The organism is Reyranella sp. (assembly GCF_004297405.1).
Lineage (GTDB): Bacteria > Pseudomonadota > Alphaproteobacteria > Reyranellales > Reyranellaceae > Reyranella.
This window is the reverse complement of record NZ_SCVC01000006.1, coordinates 303,310-322,990: the sequence shown is the minus strand read 5'-3', so window position 1 is coordinate 322,990 and position 19,681 is coordinate 303,310. Positions and strand designations below refer to the sequence as shown.

21 protein-coding genes are annotated in these 19,681 nt (G+C 61.7%); 10 read left to right on the top strand and 11 right to left on the bottom strand.

What is annotated here, in order from left to right:
- The first annotated feature begins 86 nt into the window (after window positions 1-86).
- The 4 genes from EPO50_RS03700 to EPO50_RS03685 are packed head-to-tail and all read left to right on the top strand — an operon-like array spanning window position 87 to window position 4,771.
- Complete coding sequence (locus EPO50_RS03700; protein ID WP_296341304.1) at window positions 87-1,790, top strand: GMC oxidoreductase; 1,704 nt, start codon at window positions 87-89, stop codon at window positions 1,788-1,790.
- Complete coding sequence (locus EPO50_RS03695; protein WP_296341303.1) at window positions 1,787-2,833, top strand: hypothetical protein; 1,047 nt, start codon at window positions 1,787-1,789, stop codon at window positions 2,831-2,833. Before EPO50_RS03700 ends, EPO50_RS03695 begins: the two co-directional genes overlap by 4 nt.
- Window positions 2,833-3,795, top strand: a complete 963-nt coding sequence (locus EPO50_RS03690; RefSeq protein WP_296341302.1) for a D-isomer specific 2-hydroxyacid dehydrogenase family protein — start codon at window positions 2,833-2,835, stop codon at window positions 3,793-3,795. The genes EPO50_RS03695 and EPO50_RS03690 overlap by 1 nt, the downstream gene beginning before the upstream one ends.
- A gap of 1 nt (window position 3,796) precedes the next feature.
- Window positions 3,797-4,771 (top strand): tripartite tricarboxylate transporter substrate binding protein, encoded by a 975-nt coding sequence (locus tag EPO50_RS03685; RefSeq protein ID WP_296341301.1) that lies wholly within the window; start codon window positions 3,797-3,799, stop codon window positions 4,769-4,771.
- A gap of 6 nt (window positions 4,772-4,777) precedes the next feature.
- Here EPO50_RS03685 and EPO50_RS03680 read toward each other — a convergent pair whose 3' ends face one another.
- A complete protein-coding gene (locus tag EPO50_RS03680) occupies window positions 4,778-6,034 on the bottom strand; it encodes an MFS transporter (RefSeq protein WP_296341300.1) in 1,257 nt (418 codons plus the stop codon).
- 170 nt (window positions 6,035-6,204) lie between these two features.
- On the opposite strand from EPO50_RS03680, the gene EPO50_RS03675 reads away from it, so the two are divergent.
- On the top strand, window positions 6,205-6,546 hold the full coding sequence (locus EPO50_RS03675) for a hypothetical protein (RefSeq protein ID WP_296341299.1): 342 nt from the start codon (window positions 6,205-6,207) through the stop codon (window positions 6,544-6,546).
- A 7-nt stretch (window positions 6,547-6,553) separates the two neighbouring features.
- Here EPO50_RS03675 and EPO50_RS03670 read toward each other — a convergent pair whose 3' ends face one another.
- The gene (locus EPO50_RS03670; protein ID WP_296341298.1) at window positions 6,554-8,077 is read right to left on the bottom strand and encodes an NAD(P)/FAD-dependent oxidoreductase; all 1,524 of its coding nucleotides are present in this window, start codon (window positions 8,075-8,077) and stop codon (window positions 6,554-6,556) included.
- Window positions 8,078-8,547: 470 nt separating this feature from the next.
- Here EPO50_RS03670 and EPO50_RS03665 point away from each other — a divergent pair, with 470 nt between their 5' ends.
- Both EPO50_RS03665 and EPO50_RS03660 read left to right on the top strand, forming a co-directional pair.
- Window positions 8,548-8,940 (top strand): hypothetical protein, encoded by a 393-nt coding sequence (locus tag EPO50_RS03665; RefSeq protein ID WP_296341297.1) that lies wholly within the window; start codon window positions 8,548-8,550, stop codon window positions 8,938-8,940.
- Window positions 8,941-9,058: 118 nt separating this feature from the next.
- On the top strand, window positions 9,059-9,745 hold the full coding sequence (locus EPO50_RS03660) for a GntR family transcriptional regulator (RefSeq protein ID WP_296341296.1): 687 nt from the start codon (window positions 9,059-9,061) through the stop codon (window positions 9,743-9,745).
- Here EPO50_RS03660 and EPO50_RS03655 read toward each other — a convergent pair whose 3' ends face one another.
- Together EPO50_RS03655 and EPO50_RS03650 are read right to left on the bottom strand one after the other, a co-directional pair.
- Window positions 9,746-10,858, bottom strand: coding sequence for a Zn-dependent alcohol dehydrogenase (locus EPO50_RS03655; RefSeq protein WP_296341295.1), 1,113 nt, complete (start codon window positions 10,856-10,858; stop codon window positions 9,746-9,748). It lies immediately after the preceding gene.
- Window positions 10,859-11,158 (bottom strand): DUF6166 domain-containing protein, encoded by a 300-nt coding sequence (locus tag EPO50_RS03650; RefSeq protein ID WP_296341294.1) that lies wholly within the window; start codon window positions 11,156-11,158, stop codon window positions 10,859-10,861.
- Window positions 11,159-11,403: 245 nt separating this feature from the next.
- Between EPO50_RS03650 and EPO50_RS03645 the strand changes: the two genes are divergently transcribed.
- A complete protein-coding gene (locus tag EPO50_RS03645; RefSeq protein ID WP_296341293.1) occupies window positions 11,404-12,204 on the top strand; it encodes a sterol desaturase family protein in 801 nt (266 codons plus the stop codon).
- A 17-nt stretch (window positions 12,205-12,221) separates the two neighbouring features.
- Window positions 12,222-12,434 carry a hypothetical protein gene (locus EPO50_RS03640; RefSeq protein ID WP_296341292.1) on the top strand — a complete coding sequence of 71 codons (213 nt, stop codon included), beginning with the start codon at window positions 12,222-12,224 and terminating at the stop codon, window positions 12,432-12,434.
- Window position 12,435: 1 nt separating this feature from the next.
- Here the strand turns inward: EPO50_RS03640 and EPO50_RS03635 are convergent, their stop codons facing one another.
- The 6 genes from EPO50_RS03635 to EPO50_RS03610 form a co-directional block, all read right to left on the bottom strand.
- Window positions 12,436-12,822 (bottom strand): hypothetical protein, encoded by a 387-nt coding sequence (locus EPO50_RS03635; protein ID WP_296341291.1) that lies wholly within the window; start codon window positions 12,820-12,822, stop codon window positions 12,436-12,438.
- A 120-nt stretch (window positions 12,823-12,942) separates the two neighbouring features.
- Complete coding sequence (locus EPO50_RS03630; protein WP_296341290.1) at window positions 12,943-13,068, bottom strand: hypothetical protein; 126 nt, start codon at window positions 13,066-13,068, stop codon at window positions 12,943-12,945.
- A gap of 568 nt (window positions 13,069-13,636) precedes the next feature.
- Entirely contained in the window at window positions 13,637-14,704 is a 1,068-nt protein-coding gene (locus tag EPO50_RS03625) for a hypothetical protein (protein WP_296341289.1), read from the bottom strand.
- A 370-nt stretch (window positions 14,705-15,074) separates the two neighbouring features.
- Entirely contained in the window at window positions 15,075-15,998 is a 924-nt protein-coding gene (locus EPO50_RS03620; protein ID WP_296341288.1) for a sialate O-acetylesterase, read from the bottom strand.
- Between the two features lie 231 nt (window positions 15,999-16,229).
- Window positions 16,230-16,394 (bottom strand): hypothetical protein, encoded by a 165-nt coding sequence (locus EPO50_RS03615; RefSeq protein ID WP_296341287.1) that lies wholly within the window; start codon window positions 16,392-16,394, stop codon window positions 16,230-16,232.
- 97 nt (window positions 16,395-16,491) lie between these two features.
- The gene (locus EPO50_RS03610) at window positions 16,492-17,286 is read right to left on the bottom strand and encodes a hypothetical protein (protein WP_296341286.1); all 795 of its coding nucleotides are present in this window, start codon (window positions 17,284-17,286) and stop codon (window positions 16,492-16,494) included.
- Window positions 17,287-18,199: 913 nt separating this feature from the next.
- Between EPO50_RS03610 and EPO50_RS03605 the strand changes: the two genes are divergently transcribed.
- The gene (locus EPO50_RS03605) at window positions 18,200-19,204 is read left to right on the top strand and encodes a radical SAM protein (protein ID WP_296341285.1); all 1,005 of its coding nucleotides are present in this window, start codon (window positions 18,200-18,202) and stop codon (window positions 19,202-19,204) included.
- Window positions 19,205-19,334: 130 nt separating this feature from the next.
- Here the strand turns inward: EPO50_RS03605 and EPO50_RS03600 are convergent, their stop codons facing one another.
- Window positions 19,335-19,673, bottom strand: a complete 339-nt coding sequence (locus tag EPO50_RS03600) for a hypothetical protein (protein ID WP_296341284.1) — start codon at window positions 19,671-19,673, stop codon at window positions 19,335-19,337.
- Between the last annotated feature and the right edge of the window lie 8 nt (window positions 19,674-19,681).

Sequence of the window (19,681 nt, the reverse complement as noted above, 5' to 3'; positions counted from 1 at the left end):
CAAGGTCGGCGGCCACAACTGCACGCAACCGTGCTAGCGTGCCGCCCACAAGACCAAGACAAAGCCACAATCCAGGGGAAACGCTCGTGTACGATTACATCATCGTCGGCGGAGGCTCGGCCGGATCGGTCATGGCCAACCGGTTGTCCGCCCGCAGCGCCACCAAGGTGCTGCTCTGTGAAGCTGGCCAGGACACACCGCCGGGCCGCGAGCCCAAGGAAATCGCCGACAGCTACTCCGGAACCGCCTACTTCGACCCACGCTTTCACTGGACCGACCTCAAGGTCCACACCCAGGTCGTGAGCCACAACAATCCGCAGGAAAACCGCCCGCCGCTGCGCAAGTATGAGCAGGCGCGCGTGCTCGGCGGCGGCTCCTCGATCAACGGCCAGATGGCCAATCGCGGCGCTCCGACCGACTACGACGAATGGGTCAGCCGTGGCGCCACGGGCTGGGGTTGGAACGATGTCCTGCCCTACTTCAAGAAGGTCGAGCGCGACCTCGATTTCGATGGGCCGCTGCACGGCAAGGATGGCCGCATCCCCGTGCGCCGCATCCCGCGCGCGCATTGGGCGGGTCATGCCGAAGCCGTCGGCAAGGCTTTGGAAACCAAGGGCTTCAAATACCTGCCTGACCAGAACGGCGAGTTCGTCGACGGCTATTTTCCGGTCACCCACTCCAACGCCGAAGAGCGCCGCGTATCGGCGGCGATGGGCTATCTCGACACCGAAACCCGCAAGCGCTCCAACCTCACCATCTCGACCGATACGCAGGTGAAGTCGCTGCTGTTCGAGGGCACACGCTGCATCGGCGTGACTGCAATGGTCGGCGGCAAGGAGCAGGAGTTCCGTGGCCGCGAAATCATCCTGTCGAGCGGCGCCATCCATTCGCCCGCGCACCTGATGCGGGCCGGTATCGGACCGGTCGGGCATCTGAGCGAACTCGGCATCCCGGTGATCTCGGCCCTGCCCGGCGTCGGCCAGCGGCTGATGGACCATCCCTCGATCGCCCTCTCCTCCTTCATCAAGCGCCGCGCCCGCCTCCGCGAACACACGCGCCGTCACATCCATGTCGGCCTGCGCTATTCCTCCAACCTTCCGGGCATACCCAAGGGCGACATGTTCGTGGCGGTCGTCAGCAAGTCGGCCTGGCATGCCGTCGGCGAGCAGATCGCCTCGTTGCTCACCTTCATCAACAAGACCTACTCGGAGACCGGCCAGGTCAAGCTCGCCACACGTGACTGGCGCAACGAGCCTGTCGTCGAGTTCAACTTGCTCTCCGACAAGCGTGACCTAGATCGCTTGATGAGCGGCTTCAAACTGATGGCCGCGGTGCAAATGACCGATGCGCTGAAGGCGGTGACGGATATCCCGTTCCCTGCTTCCTACAGCGACAAGGTGCGCCAGATCGGCGTGGTGAATACCAAGAACAAATGGCTGACCCGCGCCGTGTCGGTCCTGCTCGATGGGCCGTCGGCGCTACGCCGCTACATGATCGAGAACTTCGTCGTCGAAGGCTTCACCTTCGAGCAGGTGATGAGCGACGACGACGCGCTGGAGGCCTTCGTGCGCAAGGCTGCGATCGGCGTCTGGCACGCCTCCTGCACCTGTCGCATGGGACGCGCCGACGACCCGATGGCCGTCGTAGACACTGAAGGCCGCGTAAAGGGCGTTCAGGGATTGCGCGTCGTCGACGCCTCGGTGTTCCCGGTCGTGCCCTGCGCCAATACCAACTTCCCAACCCTGATGACGGCCGAGAAGATCGCCGACACGATGACGAGGGTGGCGTGACGATCGCGCTCGGTCGCCTGCACCTGATCGGCTCGATACCGCTCGACAGCAGCGAAGCGGTGTTCCGCACCCTCGCATCGGAGCTTGGGCCGCACCTCAGCCGCATTCCCGATGGCGAGACCGGGGAGCGTTCGCGCTGGGTCTATTTCCAACGTCAGATGCTGCTCGACCACCCGGCGATGGAAATCGATCCGACCGTGCCGCCCTACAAGTTCGTACAATGGGACGGCAAGCTGGTGCGTGAGATCGAGCAAGTGCGCTTCAAGCCTGGCGTCGATCCGGCAACGGTCGCCTTCGAGACCGGCTACGACAGGGCGGCCCTCGCCTCCTGGGCGATCTTCGAACGCCTGCGCACCGCTGGCGCGATCCCGGCCGGCACACGCTTCCAGGTCTGCCTGCCGACGCCACAGGCCAGCGGCTATCTGTATGTCAGCGGCCCGGCACGCGAGACCTATTTCGAGGTCTACGAGCGGGCCCTGAAGGCGGCCCTGACCAATATCGTGAAGGCAATCCCGGTCCAGGATCTCGCGATCCAATGGGATGTCTGCCAGGAGGTGCTGGCCTTCGAGGGTTACTTCAAGGACCGGCCGCCCCACTACAAGCGACAGATCTTTGACATGCTTGGCAGGCTAGGTAACGCCGTGCCCGCCGATGTAGAGCTGGGCTATCACCTCTGCTACGGATCCCCCAAGGACGAGCATCTGGTCCAGCCCAAGGATGCCGCCATCCTTGTCGAGATGATGGAAGGCATTGCCGAGGCGACGCGCCGGCGCATCGACTTCCTGCACATTCCCGTCCCTCGGGATCGCACCGACGACGCGTACTATGCGCCACTCAAAGGTTGGAAGCGGCCGGCAGGGGCAAGGCTTTATCTCGGGCTGCTGCATCATGACGACGAAGCGGGAGATCGTGCCCGCATCGCGGCGGCGCGGCGGTTCGTCGACGATTTCGGCCTCTCGGCCGAATGCGGCTGGGGCCGCACGGAGCCCGGGCGCCTGCCCGGACTCCTCAAAGGACATCGTGTCGCTGCGGAGGCTTGGTAATGGTCGAGCGTATTCTGGTCGTTGGTCCGAAGGACTGCCTGGCGATGGTCGACGACCTCGCCCCCAAGGGCTTCGAGATCGTCAAGGCTCTGCACAATTCACCGGAGCAGAAGGCCGCCCTGCCCGGCGCCCACTATTTCGTGGGCTTCATCCAGCAATACGTCACTCCTCAGCTCTACAAGGAAGCGCCGCATCTCAGGCTGGTGCAGATGCTGAGCGCAGGTTACGACCGGGCCGACCTCGAGGCCGCCGGCAAAAGCGGTGTACCGCTCTGCGCCAACGGCGGTGCCAATTCAGTCGCCGTCTCCGAGCATGCCATCCTACTAATGCTCTCCGTGTCGCGCCGGCTGATCACCCAGCACAGCAACGTCGTGGCCGGCCGCTGGCACGGCAACGCACCGCCCACCGTCCATGAAGTGCGCAACAAGGTGCTGGGTATCGTGGGTCTCGGCACGATCGGCAAGAAGGTAGCCAAGCTCGCCCAGGCCTTTGGCATGATCGTCCACTACTACGACATCAAGCGGCTGAAGGAAGAAGAAGAGGATGCCCTCGGGGTGCGCTTCCGGCTGCTGCCCGAAATCCTGCGCCATTCCGACGTGTTGTCGCTGCACGTGCCGTTGAATGACTCGACACGCCATATGATCGGCAAAGAAGAACTCGCCGTCATGAAGAAGTCGGCGATCATCGTGAACACGTCGCGCGGACCGGTGATCGACGAGAAGGCCATGACGGCTGCCCTCTCGTCCGGCAACCTGTTCGGCGCCGGCCTCGACGTGTTCGACGAAGAGCCGACGCCGCCCGACAACCCGCTGCTGAAGCTCGACAACGTGATCCTGACGGCGCATCTCGCCGGCCCCACCTTCGAGAGCAACATCACGCGTTTGCGTAATGGCTTCGACAATGTGCAGCGCGTGGCGCGCGGCGAACCGGCTCTATGGGTCGTGCCGGAACTGGCAGGCTGAGATGAAGACCACGCGCCGCACACTGCTTACCGCCGGCTTCGCGGCGCCCTTCATTGCCCGCGAGGGCTTCGCCCAAGGCGACTGGCCAAAGGGGCCGGTTCGCTGGATCGTGGCCTTCGCCGCGGGCGGCGCGGCCGACACCGTGGCCCGCAACGTCGCCGTGAGGGCGAGCGAGATCATTGGCCAGCAAGTGATCATCGACAACCGCACAGGCGGCAACGCGGTCGTCGCCGCCAACGCCGTCCTGCAATCGCCGCGCGACGGTCAAACCTTCCTCATCGACGCCGCGAACCAGATCACCAATCCGCTGCTGATCAAGGATCTTCCGTTCGATTATGTGCAGACATGGGTTCCCGTGTCACAGTTGTCGAGCTTCCCGCAGGTCGTGGCGGTGAAGCACGACTTTCCGGCAAAGACGATCCAAGAATACATCGCTGCCGCCAAGGCCAAGCCCGGTACGATCAGCTATGGCACGCCTCCTGCCGCCGGCATGGGCCATATGGCCGGTGAAGAGCTGCAACGACGCGCCCAAATCAAGCTGATCCACGCACCCTATCGCGGCGGTGCGGACGCGGCGCGCGACATCGGTGCTGGCGCAATCGACTCGGTGATCATCACCACCAGCTCGATCCGTCCGCCAGTTGCGGCCGGTCGTGCTCGCGTCCTGGCCGTCACCAGCCTCAAGCGGAGTTCCACCTATCCTGAGGCACCGACTCTCGCGGAGAGTGGCTATCCCGGCTTCGATCTCAACGACTGGAACGGCCTCTTTGCCGCGACGGGTACGCCGCCAGCCTTGATCGACCGCATGCAGGCCGTTGTCGCCGAAGCGATCAAGGACCCCAAGGTCAAGGAGCGGCTCGATCCGAGCGGCGCCGAGCTGATCGCCAGCACGCCGGCCGAGTTCAAGACCTGGCTAGACGGCCAACGCCGTCTGCTGAGCGGCCTGATCCAAGAGGCCGGCATCAAGCTGCAGTGAGGTCATTCAGGCTGGTTCGAGCTTCACCCGATAGGTCTCGCCGAACTTCAGGATCGCCACGAAGGAGATGGCGGCGGCGGCCATGATCATGAAAGCCGGACTGTAATTGTTTGCGGTCCGGTGAACGAGCCATGTCGCCGCCAGTGGGCTCAAACCGCCGACTATGCCCAAGGTCACATTGTAGCCCAGGGCGATCGCCGTGCAGCGGATCTCCGCGGGTACGGCCTCGACCATCAATGCCGGTTGTGCGCCGATGAAAGTGCCGACCGACAAGACGAAGCCGAGCTGGCCCAGCAGGATGATTTCCGGCGCCGGCTGGTGCATCAGCCAGAAAAACGGCAAGGCGCCCACGAATCCCAGCGCTGCGGCCGCAAGCATGATCGGCCGCCGTCCATAGCGATCCGACAGCCAGCTCATCAGGATCATAACCGGCAGCAGCACGATCATGCTGAAGGAATTGATCTCCAGGGCGCGCGCTGGCGCAATGCCGTCGGCGAACTGCAACCAGCTCACGATGTAGACGAACATCAGGTAGAAGCCGACCGAGTTGAACACCGAGAGAGCGGCAAGCCGGGCAAGAAGCGGTCCGTGATTGCGCACGGTCTCGAGCAGCGGTGAACTCTCTTTCCTCGCAGACTTGGGTGTCTCGTTGACATGACGGCGCAGCACGACGCCGGCGAGACCGACCACCAGCCCCAGGATGAAGGGGATGCGCCAGCCCCAGCTCTCCAACGCCTGCTCCGACATCACCGACGCCAGGAGAGCGCCCGTTGCCGATCCCAACAGAATACCGCCGACAGCCCCGCAGCAACCCATGGCACCGACCAGTGCCCGGCGGTTGGGCGGCGCCTGCTCGATGATGAAGATGATGGAGGTCGTGTACTCGCCGCCGACCGACAGGCCCTGCACCATGCGGAGCAAGGTGAGGATGATGGGCGCGGCGATGCCCAGCACCTGGTAGTCCGGCAGGATGCCGACCAGGAAAGTCGGGATCGCCATGGCCGCGACCGAGACGGTGAGCGCGGTCCGCCGGCCAAACTTGTCGCCGATCGAGCCGATCACGGCCCCGCCCACGGGCCGCATCAGGAAGCCCACGGCAAAGATGCCGAAGGCCGCCAGGACCTGGGCGACGGAGTCTTCCTGGGGAAAGAAGGCGCGGCCGATGGCGGTGGCGAAGTAGCCGTAAACCGCGAAATCGTACCATTCGAGCACGTTGCCGATGGCGCCGGCCGCAACGACCCGGCGCGTGTTACTGACCGCCATCGACACTCCCCCAGACCGTGATCGCCGCGAGCTGGCGATCTTCGCGACCTCGGCCCCAGTGAACCACAACATCGTGAACCACTGCAATTTCCCGAGATTTACAGCCGCCGACAGTGGCGAGTTGCATCGCCCTCGATTAGGGTCGCGTCCGAAAAACGGGGGGAGTTTCAATGTATCGTCTGTCTACCTGCCTGCTGGCAGGTGTCGTTGCTGCGTCAATGGCGATGCCGGCCCATGCCCAGACCCAGGAAGAGATCAAGGACATGGTCGTCGGCCTTTATGTCGTTTCGATCGCCATCGACGCCTGCGATCTCGATCTTACCAAGAACCAGGAAGAGCGCCTCGACTACTGGATCGAGTGGGGAGAGAAGAAGCTCAATATTGCCGACCGCAAGCTCGACAAGGCCTACGCAACCATGGAAGAGGCCGTCGAGAAGGATAAGTCTGCCTTCTGCAAGGAGATGTCGCCCGTCGCCAAGCAGATCCTGAAGGACCTGCCACCGGCAAACTGACTCCTCTTCAGCCGTAGACGAAAGCCGGATCGTCGAGGTCGATTGCGGGGAAGATGTTCTTCTCGCCCCAGTAGTCCTGCGTGTGCTGCCATTCCGGCTTCTCGCCACGCTTGGGCAGGAGGTGCATGCCGCGCATCAGGTAACCGGGATTGAAGTTCTCCGGGTCGATCCACGGCAGGAGCTTCATGTCCTTGTCCTCGGGGCGTAACGACACCCCGACCTTGCGGACGCCCTTCTCCTGCATATGGCCGAGCAGGCGGCAGACGAAATCCGCCACGAGGTCGGCACGCAGGGTCCAGCTCGCGCGGAAATAGCCGAACACCCAGACCATGTTGGGGACGCCGGTGAACATCATGCCGCGATAGGTGACAGTATCGGCGAAATCGAGCGGCTTGCCGTCGACGGCGAAGGCGATGTCGCCCATGACGCTGAGATGGAAGCCGGTCGCCGTCACGATGATATCGGCCTCCAGCACCTTGCCCGATTTCAAGAGGATGCCGTTCTCGACGAACTTCTCGATCTCGTCGGTCACGACCGAGGCCTTGCCGGCACTTACGGCACGGAAGAGGTCGCCGTCGGGCACGTAGGCGATTCGCTGCCGCCACGGACGATAGCTCGGCAGGAAGTGCGGATCGACATTGTGCTCGTGATCGGGGCCGAGATAGGCGCGCACGCCCGCCAGCAGATCCTTCTTCACCTGCTCCGGCTCCTCGAAGGAGCGCTTCGTGAACACCGCCTGATCGTGAAGGATCTTGCGGCGCACGATCTCGTGGATCCACGTCTCGTCGACCTCGAGCTGGCGCAGGGTGTCGGCGAGGTCGTTGGCATTGCGGGCCGGGATGAAATAGGTCGGCGAGCGCTGCAGCATGGTGACATGCTCGCTCTTCTCGGCGATCGCCGGGATCACGGTCGCGGCCGTTGCACCGGAGCCAATGACCACGACCTTCTTGCCCGAGTAATCCAGGTCTCCCGGCCAAGTCTGAGGGTGCACGATCCGGCCCTTGAAGCTCTCCATGCCCGGCCACTCGGGCGTATAGCCCTCGTCGTGCCGGTAGTAGCCCTGGCACATCCACAGGAAGTTGGCGGTGAACCGCACGGTCTCGCCGGTGTCGGTGCGCACGCCCTCGAGCGTCCAGAGATTGTCCCGGCTCGACCAGGAGGCCGAGACGATCTTGTGGCGATAGCGGATATGGCGGGCGAGATCGTTGTCCTCGATCACCTCGTTCATGTAGGTGCGGATCTCGTGGGCCGTGGCGATCGGCTTGCCGGTCCAGGGCTTGAAGCGGTAACCGAAGGTGTAGAGATCGCTGTCGGAGCGGATGCCGGGATACTTGTGCGTCAGCCAGGTGCCGCCGAAGCTCTCCTGCGACTCCAGCACCACAAAGCTCCGGCCTGGGCTCTGCGTGGTGAGATGGTAGGCGCCGCCAATGCCAGAGATGCCGGCGCCAACGATGACGACGTCGAAGTGTTCGGTCCGGGCCGCCGAGGCCTTGTCCGGCTTGGCTTGGGCAAGAGTCGTGGTGTCGGGCATGGCGATGCTCTTTCCTGGATTGGCGGATAGTTTATGGGCTGGAAGCGCCTCTTGTCGCCACCACAACGCCGCGCACAACGATAAGTAGGATCGACCTGCAAAATACCAACGAACAAGATGCACGCCCCATGAACGTCTTTGGCTGCCTTCCGCGTGCACCGCCATCGCGCTGCTGTCGATCTTTGGGTCGGCGACAATCGCTTGATCGAGGATCGCGTGCATCGTCAAATTGTTACCGCGCTCGAACGCCATGGAGCCGACGTCCTCGACATGCGGCCTATCCTGGAAGCGGCAGACAATCCCTCGCCTTCCATTTCGCAACGATGACCACTGGAACGCCAAAGGTCATGCATTGGCTGGCGAGGCGATCACGCGCGGCTGAGCGGCAAATGGCCCCTCGTCGCCTCTTGGCGGCCTCGCTTGCACTCCCAACATAGTATCTTTGCCGAACCCGTTCGGAGGAGGAACCGGTGCAAGCAATCCTCGATATGTTCGCCTTTCTAAATTCCGCCATAGACGGCGGCGTGATGACCCAGAAGGCTTTCTCCATTGCCGTCCTGGGTTTGAGCTGCCGCATCTATTCGGACTGGCATGAGGGCACGATACCGGCGGAGCGGCTGCCGCAATTCTCCCGAGAGCTGCAACAGCTCGACGGCCACTGGAAGTCTCATTGCGAGGCCGCCCGCCGTCCGCGCGTGGCCTACGATGCCAAGCTGCCGCTGCAGGAAATTGCCGCTTCGCAGCCCGTCGTCGTCACCCCCGCCATGAAGCGCGCCGGCGTCGCCGTGATCGAACAAAGCCGTGGCCTAACCGCCGAGGAACTCGCGGCGCGCGTTTTCCGTGCAATGGCAGCCGTAGCCTAACGTCTACCCTCGCTCGCTGGCTCGATCACCGATCTGGTCGAAGCTTCCTTGCAATATATGACTGGTATATGGTTGGGACGGGTTTCACCCTGGGTAGGAAACAGCGAGCGGCAACAGCTTGAAGTCGAAGACATCCCTCAAGCGTCCCGCACCTCACATCCGGCCGGATGACGTCACCCTGACCGATCGTGCCTATGGGGAACTCGAAGAGCTGATCGTCACCTTGCAGCTTCCACCGGGGACCGTGTTGTCCGAGCATACGCTCGCCGAACGACTCGATATCGGGCGCACACCGATCCGCGAAGCGCTGCAGAGACTGGCGCGCGACGGCCTGGTCGTCATCATGCCAAGACGCGGCATTCTGGTTTCAGACATCAATCCGCGGCTCCAGCTCCGCCTGCTTGAGGTTCGTCGCGAACTCGAACGGCTGATGGCGCGCCTGGCGGCCGAGCGTGCAACGGCGGCGGAGCGCCAGCAGTTCGCCGAAGTGGCCCGCGGCATGCTGAAGGCGGCGACGCAAGCCGACGACATGGAGTTCATGCGTCTCGATCAGCATTTCAATGGCCTGATCGCGACGGTCGCGCGCAACGAGTTCGCGCGGCGCTCGATGGGCCTGATGAACGCCCTCTCCCGCCGCTTCTGGTATCAGCACTATCAAGAGGTCGCGGATCTGCCTCTGGCCGCCAAGCTGCATGCCGCCGTCGCCGAGGCCGTGGCCGAAGGAAAGCCCAAGGCCGCCGCCACCGCCTCCGACAGACTGATCGACTATATCGAGGACTTCGCCCGCAAGACCCTCGATACCTGATCAGTCGAAGGTCACGACGCTGCGGATGGTTTCGCCACGTTTCAGGGCCTCGAAGCCGGTGTTGATTTCGTCGAGCCTGATGCGGCGCGAGATCAGCTCGTCCAGCATCAACGATCCGTCGAGATAGGCGCGCGCCAGCATCGGGAAGTCGCGGCGCGGCCGCGCATTGCCATAGCTGACGCGGCGGATGCGTTTCTCCTGCATCAGGGAGCCCCAGCGGAAGGCGACATCCTGCTGTACGTCGACCTTGCCCAGCCAGATGATGTGCCCGCCGGGACGGACCGCCTCGGCTGTGAGCCGAAAGGCTGTCGGGCTGCCAGCCGATTCGAGAACGACATCCGCGCCCCGCCCGTTCGTCGCCGCTTTGGCTGTCGCTACAGGATCGTCCTTCGACGAATCGACCACATGGGTCGCGCCCATGGAGGTGGCGAGCGCCAGCTTGGCCGGGTTCAGATCGACAGCAATGATCGCACCGGCGCCCGCCAGCCTCGCGCCCTGCACGGCCGCGAGGCCGACGGCGCCACAGCCGATCACCATCACCGTGTCGCCGTGAGCGATGGCACCGAGGTTGAGACCGGCACCGACACCGGTCATCACGCCACAGCCGATCAGACAGGCACGATCGAATGGCATGTCGCGCGGGACGACGACCGCCTGCTGGTCGGCAACGATGCAGTATTCCCCGAAGGCCCCCAGGAACATGAGCTGCCGCAGCTCGCGGCCATCGTCGAGCCGCGCCCGACTCTCGCCGTCGAAGGCGCGCGCCTTGGGGCCTTCGCCGAGATAGTCCTCGCACAGAATCGGCAGATCGCGATCGCAATAGAAGCAGTGGCCACAATGCGGGTTCCATGACAGCACGACGTGATCGCCCTTCTTCACCCCGCGCGCCAGTGATCCCACCTCCTCTACAACGCCAGCCGCTTCGTGACCCAGTACGATCGGCATCGGAATGCGCAACGAGCCTTCGATAACTTCCAGATCGGTATGGCAGAGCCCTGCCGCGCGGATGCGCACCAGCACGTCAGTAGGCTTCAGAGGCGCCGCTGTGATGGTTTCGACGACCATCGGCGTCTTGGACGCATGCAGGACGGCCGCGCGATACTGCAGTGCCATCTAGGCCGCGCCTCTCGCCGGTAACGCCGCATCGATATCGGCCGAGGTCATCTCCCATTCGTTACCAAAGTTGGCGACGACGTTGCGCATGAACGGCTCCACGACCCGCTTTGCTGCTTCTGCTTCTCCGAGATGGTCGACCAGCAGAGCCAGTGCCAGCTGCCGTGGCTCCGGCCCTTCATAGCTCCATTCGAAGCCGTTCTTGCTGTACTCCGCCACATCGGTCCGCGGGTTGAGCGGAACCTCATCGACGGTCACCTTGACGCCATCGATCGTCCGGTCGCCGACATATCGTTTCATCTCGCTCTCCACTGGTCGGCAATGCTGGCGCCGGCCAGCTTCGAGAAGGCACGAAGGGTGTGCCGCATCGCATTCCTCCCACTTCGACGAAAGTCTCTGCCGCGCGCACCTGCCATATCATGGATATACAAGGAGCCTCTCAACAAGTGCATTCTGCCCGCAGGAGCGGCATTGCCGCTCTAATAGATTGGTGATATGTCAGACGGACGCAGGCCCTCGCGCCACGGAAAGACGGAGACGATTCCATGGAGATCGCGACCAGCCCGATGACCGACAGGCAGCGGCAGTACCGCGCCACCTACAGGAAGCGCATTGCCGGCTGGTACAATGGCTGGCTACACGTCTTCGTCATCTACGTCATCGGATTGACGGCACTTTTCATCTACGGCGCCAACATAGAGAGCCCGCGCTGGTGGGAGTGGCTGATCGTGCCGATCACTTTCCTGGCGGCCAACTTCTTCGAATGGTGGATCCACCGCTACGTCATGCATCGACCGTCGCAGATCAAGGCGTTCCGCGCGATCTACAACCGCCACACCTTGATGCATCACCAGTTTTTCACCGAGCAGGAGATGCGCTTTGCCAACCACAACGACTGGCGCGTCACCTTCTTCCCACCCTATGCGCTGGTAACTTTCACTCTGATGTCGATCGTGCCGGCGATGATCCTGGGCTGGCTGATCTCCCCCAATGTCGGCTGGCTGCTGATCAGCACGACCACGTCGATGTATCTCATCTACGAGTTCATGCACTTCTGCTGTCACGTCGATGAGAACTGGTTCGTGCGCAACATGCCGTTCGTCAATACGATCCGGCGGCACCACACCGCACATCATAACCAGTCGATCATGATGGAGCGGAACATGAACCTGACCTTCCCGGTCATGGACTGGCTGTTCGGTACCTCCGATCTCAAGCGCGGCCTGCTCGGCCACCTCTTCAACGGCTACAGCACCAGGTTCGTGCGGAAGGACATGCGTCGGACGTCGCGCACGCCGCGACCGGCGGTCCTGACGCAAGCCGGTTCAATCGCACCTGCCGAATAGGCGAGCGGAGGCCTGCGATGCCTGTACGGATCAAACTGGCGCTATCGGTAGTCGTGATACTCGTGGCGATCGCCGCCTTCTTTTTCCAGCGCGCGCTGGGCCACGATCGGATTCAGCATCTCGTGCTCTTTCTCGGTGCCTTCATGGTGTTCGCCATGTGGCTGTTCCCCGAAGTGAAGCGCGAGGAGACAGCAGGCGGCGTGCGTCGCGGCGAGGCTGCCCCGAAGTAAGCTAGCCCGTCGCGCCACCACATTTGTCGGCGCGCTCGCGGGCCGTACGGTCGCTCAGCCCGCTTCCGAACAGGCCGGTAGCCCGCTGCCACGTCACCTGGCTCGATGCCGCATTGATCTGCTTGACCTGGAATTCGGCATCGGCGCCACTGCCGCTCGACAACAGAATGCTTGAGCGTTGGACCGTCGGATAGACTTGCGGGGCGACACGAAGCTCACCGGCATACTGCGAGGCGATGCAGTTCGACAGCGTTTCGTAGGAGCCAGGATAGGTCGCGGTCCATTGGATCGGACTGTTCCGGAAATCGTTGGGCATGCTCAGAGTCGCGGTATCGAAGGCGCACCCCGCCACCAGGGTCGCCATCACCACTACAAGAGCACGCCGCATATGATCTCCCCCTATCCAACCGGAGCATAGAGCGCGATCCTTCACGGGAAGTCCATCGCCGCATTACCAGTGGTGGCGCCACGACGTCGCGTGCGTCACGACACCCATGGCGGGCGCCGGCTAGAGGTCGTGCAGGTTCCTGTAGGTCTGGCGCTGGCGCCGGTTCTCGATCACCTGCAAGACCCACAGTGTAATTGCCGTTCCGCAGATGCCGCCCAACAGGCCGAACAGAATCTGCTCGATCATCGCCAGTACCTGTCCGGCAAGAGCCAAAGCGCCCCGACCAGTAGAAGTGTGGCTGCCGGTCCACCAACAAGCCCGACGACAAAACTCAAAAACACTCCATCCTGCATCTCTCCCCACCCACCCGTTCATTTCAGTCCGATTGAATCTAACGAAATAAAGCGTTGACCTCTAGCCCTGCCAGCAGAGCAAGCCATAGTTAAGTGTTTTCGGAGGTGGGATAAGGGCAAAGAGGAAGGAGTTCCAACCCTCGATACGGGCTTGCCCCATGCGAGAGTTCAACAAACCCGATATTACTGCGGACTGCGGATCGCGATCGCCGTTAAGGGCTAATGTTTGCGGACTTTTATGAAAGCCCGGCCACCGCAGGCCATGCAGCGGGATGCCAATCCGCTTCGGCACAAAGTCGGCGCGGAGGCTCAGATTGGGCCGACGTCTAGAAAGCCTGTGCTGGCAACCCCTGGAAGGGATGGGAATTTGCACACAGGGCGCCGTCGAGGCCACGACGTCTGAATTCAGCGAGGGGCATGTATAACGCCTCCAAACGCTTCCAGCTTTCTTGTCAGAACGGTTAGACCACCTTCACGGCGATGTCGCCCGAGATGTCGAGGTCCGAACTCTCGCCCGAGTCCCGAAGCGTTACCGTTCCCGTGCCGCTGATCTTGCCCAACTTCATCTTGCCCTCGAAGCCGGTGAAGCCCTCGATACGGCAGCCATCCATGATCAGCCCGCCGTTGTTGAAGAAGGCCTTCACCAGATAGGGCTGCAGGCCGTGCGTGCCGCCACGGCAGTCGGTCATGCGGCCTTCGTTCATCAGATTGATGCCACATCCGCCGTTGTTCACGAAGCCGCAGCCCTCGGCCCTGGAGAAGCCGGCGGCCGCATTCAACCCTGGCCCCTTGTTGTCGACGAAGTGGGTCTGCCGGAGATTGAGGTCCCGCGGCTCCTGGTAGGGGATGGCACTTTGAGTCTCGATGCCTGCATTGCCATTCTTCCGCATCTGGCCGCCGAAGATCGCGATGGCGGAGACAATGCCCGTATCTTCTTTCGGACCGTCGTTCCGAAAGGTCATGCCGTTGCGGCCGTTGCTCGCGCAGGTGACGGCGTGCAACTCACCCTCGAACACGCTTCCGGCGAAGAACAGCCCGTCCCGCGCGAACTGTTCGATGTCCAGGTTCATGATCTTCCAGCTGTAGATCCAGCTTTGATTTGTCAGGCATATCAATCCCAAGGCATCCAGCGCCGGGCTCTCGGCTATGATGGTGCCGTTGAAGAACTTCAGGCCGCGCACGGCGACCTTCTTGTGCCCTGGAGGAATGCGTATCGTGATTGCCCGCTGTTTCGCATCGTTGAAATCAGCAATCACTTTGGCGCCGTTCAGATCGACACCGGCTCCGACCATGCTATGCGTCACGTCGATCGTAATCGGACGTTTCAGGCGTACGTTGCCGCCGGTCCAGTTCAGTACGTCGCCCGTCGCGAGCTTTGCACGCAGAGCCGCCTCGAAGCCCGTCGCATCGGCCACAGACGCAACCAGCGAGCAAGCAGCAGGCTTGCTCTGTCCAAAAGCTGCGGATGAACCCGAAGCCAGGGTGAAAGCGGAAGCACCACCTACAAGGTGGCGTCTCTTCATGTTCATGGGATCGCCTCCTTTCAGCGTGCGCTGGTCACTCATTGGGACGCCTACCCCGATTGCATCCATGGCCCGGCTTCACGCTGTCCGCTCGATCAAACGACGCGCATCACCAACTGTCGAATGTTCAAGCTGTGGTGCCACGCCTGACGCGTAGACGCCGTCGGTCGACTCTGTGCCACACGAAGCAGCGGCTCATCATTGCGGTTCTTGCCCAGAGTAAAGAGGCGATCCTGCTCGACCGTCGTCCTCGCCAACCGACGAGTACGAAAGAAGGGCCCACGCGCATGCTTTGCGCCCCTCCTCCGGTCGCGCTTAGCTCAACGCGCTACGGCATCATCGCGCGGTCTCTCAAGACCCTATTGAACCCGTATAGCTAGTGGTTCGACCGCGACGACCTGATGGCGGCCGCGTAGGCGGCGGCGATCTTGCGTTGGCCTGCCTCGGAATAATGGCAGCCGTCGGTACGGTCGTCCGGAGCGAGGAGAGCATCCGCATCGGTCGCGAGGACGACGCGCCGCCCGTCGGCGAGAGCGCGCTGTGCCAAGGCGATGGGATTGCCCGCGGTCCATGTCGCTGCGCAGCGCGTCGACACCGATGTGAAAACCGGCGCCTCGACCCCGGCCTCGCCGAGCGTCCCGATCAAGGATGCGAAGGCCACCTTGTAGGCATCGGCCGTCGTCGCATTGGCGAAGTCCGTTTCTCCTTGGTGCCAGATGACATGGGTGACCCGGTAGTTGGCGGCGAGCTGGCGCAGCCTGGACGACAGGCTGGCATTGAGGTCGCCGTCCCGGGCCCATCGCGAGATCGGACTGGCGCCGACGCCAGACGAAACGATGACGACGGTACGGTAGAGGCCGTCGTCGACCAGCCGGTCCGCCAGCATCGTCAGGAACTCGCCGCCGTCACTGGTGGCGCCCAGCAGGGGCGACGCAGCGATATGGCACTTTCCGTCGAAGTAGCCGACCACGTGGCTTCCGTGACGTGTGGTCTCCCGGCGCGCGCCATGGTTCGCGACGTTCGACTGGCCCATCGCCAGGATCACCGCGGTACGTTCGTCCTGCGGCGGGCAGGCAACCGGGATCTTGCCGGGATAGGCGGTCAGCCGGCCGAAATCGTCACGTGCCCCGGGCTCCCGAACGGTATCGCCCAGCCCACGCAAAGCGCCGATAGGCCACAGTCCGCGTGGATAGCTGTAGACGCCGAAGAGGTATGAAACGATCGCCGCTGCGACGATCGCCAAGCCCATCAGGACGACGCGGAAGGACGCCTGCCGCTTGGCCGGATCGGTTGTGCTCACCCCGGCTGTATACGTCGCGACGCATGACCCAATCCGTGACCAGTTGATGACCCTGAATCGCAGGTGGCCTATGAGGGAGATCGGTCCAAGAATGGCCTTAAGCGCTAGCCGGCCCTTAGCAGGGAAAAGCTCGTCGTTGTCAGGCGTCATCTGAACCGGCGGACGCCAGGAGACAGTTCGCGAGCAACTCGTCGGAATACCTTACCAGCCCCCAGGCGGCTCATCGGTTCGCTAACGGCTGATTGAGCCCGCCACGGTGAGGCCGGCCTCGCGTATCACCTTCTCACATCGGGCATGATCGGCGCGGACGACGACGGCGAACTCGTCGGGCGTATCACCGAGCACGTCGACACCTTGGGCAGCGAACTCAGCTTTCGCGCCGGGGCTGGCAGCCACCGCCCGAGCACTGCCGAAGCGCAGCCAATAGCCCAGCCTTACCCTGAGACAGCGGCTTACCCATTCTCGCCTGATAGGCCATCAACGACTACATCTTCTACGAGAGCTTGTACTGCCTCTGAAAAAACACCGAGTGCTGTCCGCCGGCAGGTGGTCTGGCGGCGATATGCTGTGTGATCTGAGCGTTCTCAGAACTGTTTCCAGCAACCATCAGCATGACATGATTTACGGGAATGGTCTTAAGCGTCTCCCGCTTCAATAGTTCATCAAGAATAGCCTCTGGCTCCCCTTCGGGAACGGCAATCCAGTATCTTAGGGCTTTAAGCATGCTCTGCGTTTCAGGGTCATGCGCCTTATAATCACCGGCAACATAGTGTGTCCCCAGAGTCTCAATTCTGGCTATGCAGATTGGCTCCCCCTCGCAACCCGGATCTTCGGCACTATGGTCGGTGTGAAGGCCGTGCGGCTCGGGAATGGTAAATTTGCCGTATGCGTAATGCTCTTTGCGATAGCGTGCTGAAGGAACGAGCATGCTCATCATCTCATCGACATCTTCGTTATAGAGCCGCACATAGTTTGCCATCGTGTCGGGCATACCGTTGACGAACTTTTCCAAGAGCCAATTGTTATCGACGTATACCGTCTTGACGTCGGTGAAGTGCATCGCATGCTCGTAGATCGCATTCCTCGCAGATTCGCCAAACCGGGCTATTGGCATGGGCAAGTGAGTATGCGCTTCGCGATCGTTAAAATTTGCATGCATGCGTTCAATAAGAGACCAGTGATCGGAAGAGAATTGCACTGGTTCCAGTATCTTTAGTTTGGGCGGTAAGTCCGCCCATGCCTGACGAAGTGATGTCATAGTTCTTTTCCCAATCGACCACTGCTGCATCGACCGACTCCAATTCATTCTCTGGAGGTCACGGTGAGGTCAAATACCGAGGCCACCTCGCGGCTGTGTTCCCGATCGGCGAAGTCGGCCAAGCTACGGGAACACGCGAGCTTGTTTGTCGCTCGATCCCATTGCTGGAGGACTCTTGTTGGGGGACTCGGCATGCACCCTCTCGCCACTCGCATTCCTGCATCGCCAGCCGCTCTCACGGATCGCGCCGGCTGAAGCAGTTGCTGCCCCCCTTTTTATCGGCATGGAGAGTTGGACCAGATGTTTGAGATTCTTTCACGAAACCTGCGCAGAATCTTCTAGACGCACCGACATAGGGGGTTTATCCATGTATGGTTGTAATGTGAATGTATGAAATTCACACCAAGGCACTCCCGTTGACCTGTGGAACTGTGCCTTAGCTGCTGTATCGAGAATGTGCTGCGTTTTACCGAGCTGCATTCCTACTGAGCTGTGTTTTACCGAATTACGCTGAATCCTACCGATGGGCAGCAGGAACGACTCCGTGCGTACGGGATTCGAGTAAATCAAGCCAAAAAGGAGCAACGCCATGTCACCAGCAGACGATCGTGGCTCAACGAAGCTATTGCACGAACTATTCGGCGGCAAAGTTCCAGAGTCTCATGAGGAAGTGGCGCGCGCGCTCGGAGTAAAGGCTGATAGCGTAAAGCTGTTACGCTGGTGGGTTAAGGGAACACCCCGGCCCGACTGGTTCCACGCATCATTCCGAGTACATCCCGACATGGTTGGAGACGTCGTGGGACGGCTCATAAAGGGCGGCTATGTAGTCGACGGGTTTCCATTCGGATTGCCGGCAATTGATGCCGCCATAATTAACGTTAGCAACGTGCCGCACGAAGTCAGGGGCTAGTCGTCCATGGGGCCGACAGGAGACGATTACCGGGTGCTTCAGGTGCACGTCTCCCGTCGATGTAACTTGGAATGCTTACACTGCTATTCGTCGTCTGGTCCCACGTTACACGACGAAACCCCGGCCCACCTGTTTTGTGCAGCAATTTCAGATGCGGCGGCCGAAGGCTACAACGTCGCCAGCTTCTCAGGCGGCGAGCCGCTCATGTATGGGCCACTTCGCGAGCTACTTTTGCATGCTCGTGAACTCAACATGGTGACGACGGTTACTACCAACGGCATGTTGCTGGACCGTCGTCGCATTGAGATGTTACGCGGAGCCGCGAATCTCGTAGCGATAAGCCTGGATGGGACTCCGGAGTCCCACAATCGCATGCGTGGGGACTCGCGCGCATTTGCAACGATGGCGAAACGTTTGCCAGATCTGCGCGCGTCAGGCTTACCCTTTGGGTTCATCTTTACATTGACCCAGCATAACTTGAACGAACTCCTCTGGGTTGCGGACTTCGCGTTGCAGGAAGGGGCGCGACTTCTGCAGCTTCATCCTCTCGAAAGCGTAGGCCGCGCGCGCACCCAGCTCAGCCAGTCCAATCCCGATGCGACGGAGCTTTCATACGCCGTGCTCGCTGTCGCACGGATACAGGAGCTTGCGGGCGAGCGCATGAGGGTTCAACTGGACGTCGCAGGGCGCGAAGCGATCGTAGAAGATCCTGAACGCGTTTTTGCCGGAAACGCCTTACTTCAACATACTCAACCTTTGGCGGAAATTGTCTCGCCTTTGATCATCGAAGCGGACGGTGCCGTTGTTCCCGTCGAGTACTCATTTGGACGAGAGCTTGCGCTAGGTAATCTGCGCGATGCTTCATTGACTGCGCTGGCTGCGCGCTGGAAAACGGAAAAGCAATCGTCGTTCCGAAGGCTTTGTCGCGAAGTCCATGCGACAGCCACCGCAAGCAACCAACCAGCCGTTATCAATTGGTATGGGCTCATTGCGCAGAAAGCGGAAGCCGAAACCGCGCCAATCCACGTTCACGCCTAGACAATGCATCAGGAACTCGCGGAAGCAACAATAGGAGCTGGTCGCTAGTCGTCGTTGAACAAACTAGTCGTAGGCCGCGGTGTTGCTCCTTATCGCATTTCTATCTTCACAACGATCAGAAGTCTTGGTGCTAACGGCGCTCGACACCGTGACCGAGGCAGCCGGGGAAGTGACTGAGACGAGCACCGAGATGGTGCTGGACGTGCTCGATGGCGTACGGGATGCGGCAACTGCCAACTCGCCCGCATTGGGCGCCAACGCCAACGTGGTCCTTGGTGTATTGATTCGCGGGGCGATAGTGGCGGAGGATTGGAAATCCGGATCCAACGCTCTCCACGACAAGCCATGCTGCCGCGAGCACCGATGCGGAAATCTCGCATCCGCAGGTAGCGCAAACGTAGGCGATCAGCTCAATCAGCGGCTTGGCCGGAATAGCCGGATTGGGGAACAGCACATAGTCGCCGACCAACGGCACAC

Excerpts from the sequence above, each read along its gene's own strand:
- EPO50_RS03630 (WP_296341290.1), bottom strand. The coding sequence starts at position 13,068 with ATGATCGAGCAGATTCTGTTCGGCCTGTTGGGCGGCATCTGCGGAACG.
- EPO50_RS03625 (WP_296341289.1), bottom strand. The coding sequence starts at position 14,704 with ATGAACATGAAGAGACGCCACCTTGTAGGTGGTGCTTCCGCTTTCACC.
- EPO50_RS03680 (WP_296341300.1), bottom strand. The coding sequence starts at position 6,034 with ATGGCGGTCAGTAACACGCGCCGGGTCGTTGCGGCCGGCGCCATCGGC.
- EPO50_RS03675 (WP_296341299.1), top strand. The coding sequence starts at position 6,205 with ATGTATCGTCTGTCTACCTGCCTGCTGGCAGGTGTCGTTGCTGCGTCA.
- EPO50_RS03640 (WP_296341292.1), top strand. The coding sequence starts at position 12,222 with ATGCCTGTACGGATCAAACTGGCGCTATCGGTAGTCGTGATACTCGTG.
- EPO50_RS03655 (WP_296341295.1), bottom strand. The coding sequence starts at position 10,858 with ATGGCACTGCAGTATCGCGCGGCCGTCCTGCATGCGTCCAAGACGCCG.
- EPO50_RS03690 (WP_296341302.1), top strand. The coding sequence starts at position 2,833 with ATGGTCGAGCGTATTCTGGTCGTTGGTCCGAAGGACTGCCTGGCGATG.
- EPO50_RS03670 (WP_296341298.1), bottom strand. The coding sequence starts at position 8,077 with ATGCCCGACACCACGACTCTTGCCCAAGCCAAGCCGGACAAGGCCTCG.
- EPO50_RS03650 (WP_296341294.1), bottom strand. The coding sequence starts at position 11,158 with ATGAAACGATATGTCGGCGACCGGACGATCGATGGCGTCAAGGTGACC.
- EPO50_RS03635 (WP_296341291.1), bottom strand. The coding sequence starts at position 12,822 with ATGCGGCGTGCTCTTGTAGTGGTGATGGCGACCCTGGTGGCGGGGTGC.
- EPO50_RS03645 (WP_296341293.1), top strand. The coding sequence starts at position 11,404 with ATGGAGATCGCGACCAGCCCGATGACCGACAGGCAGCGGCAGTACCGC.
- EPO50_RS03610 (WP_296341286.1), bottom strand. The coding sequence starts at position 17,286 with ATGCAGCAGTGGTCGATTGGGAAAAGAACTATGACATCACTTCGTCAG.
- EPO50_RS03685 (WP_296341301.1), top strand. The coding sequence starts at position 3,797 with ATGAAGACCACGCGCCGCACACTGCTTACCGCCGGCTTCGCGGCGCCC.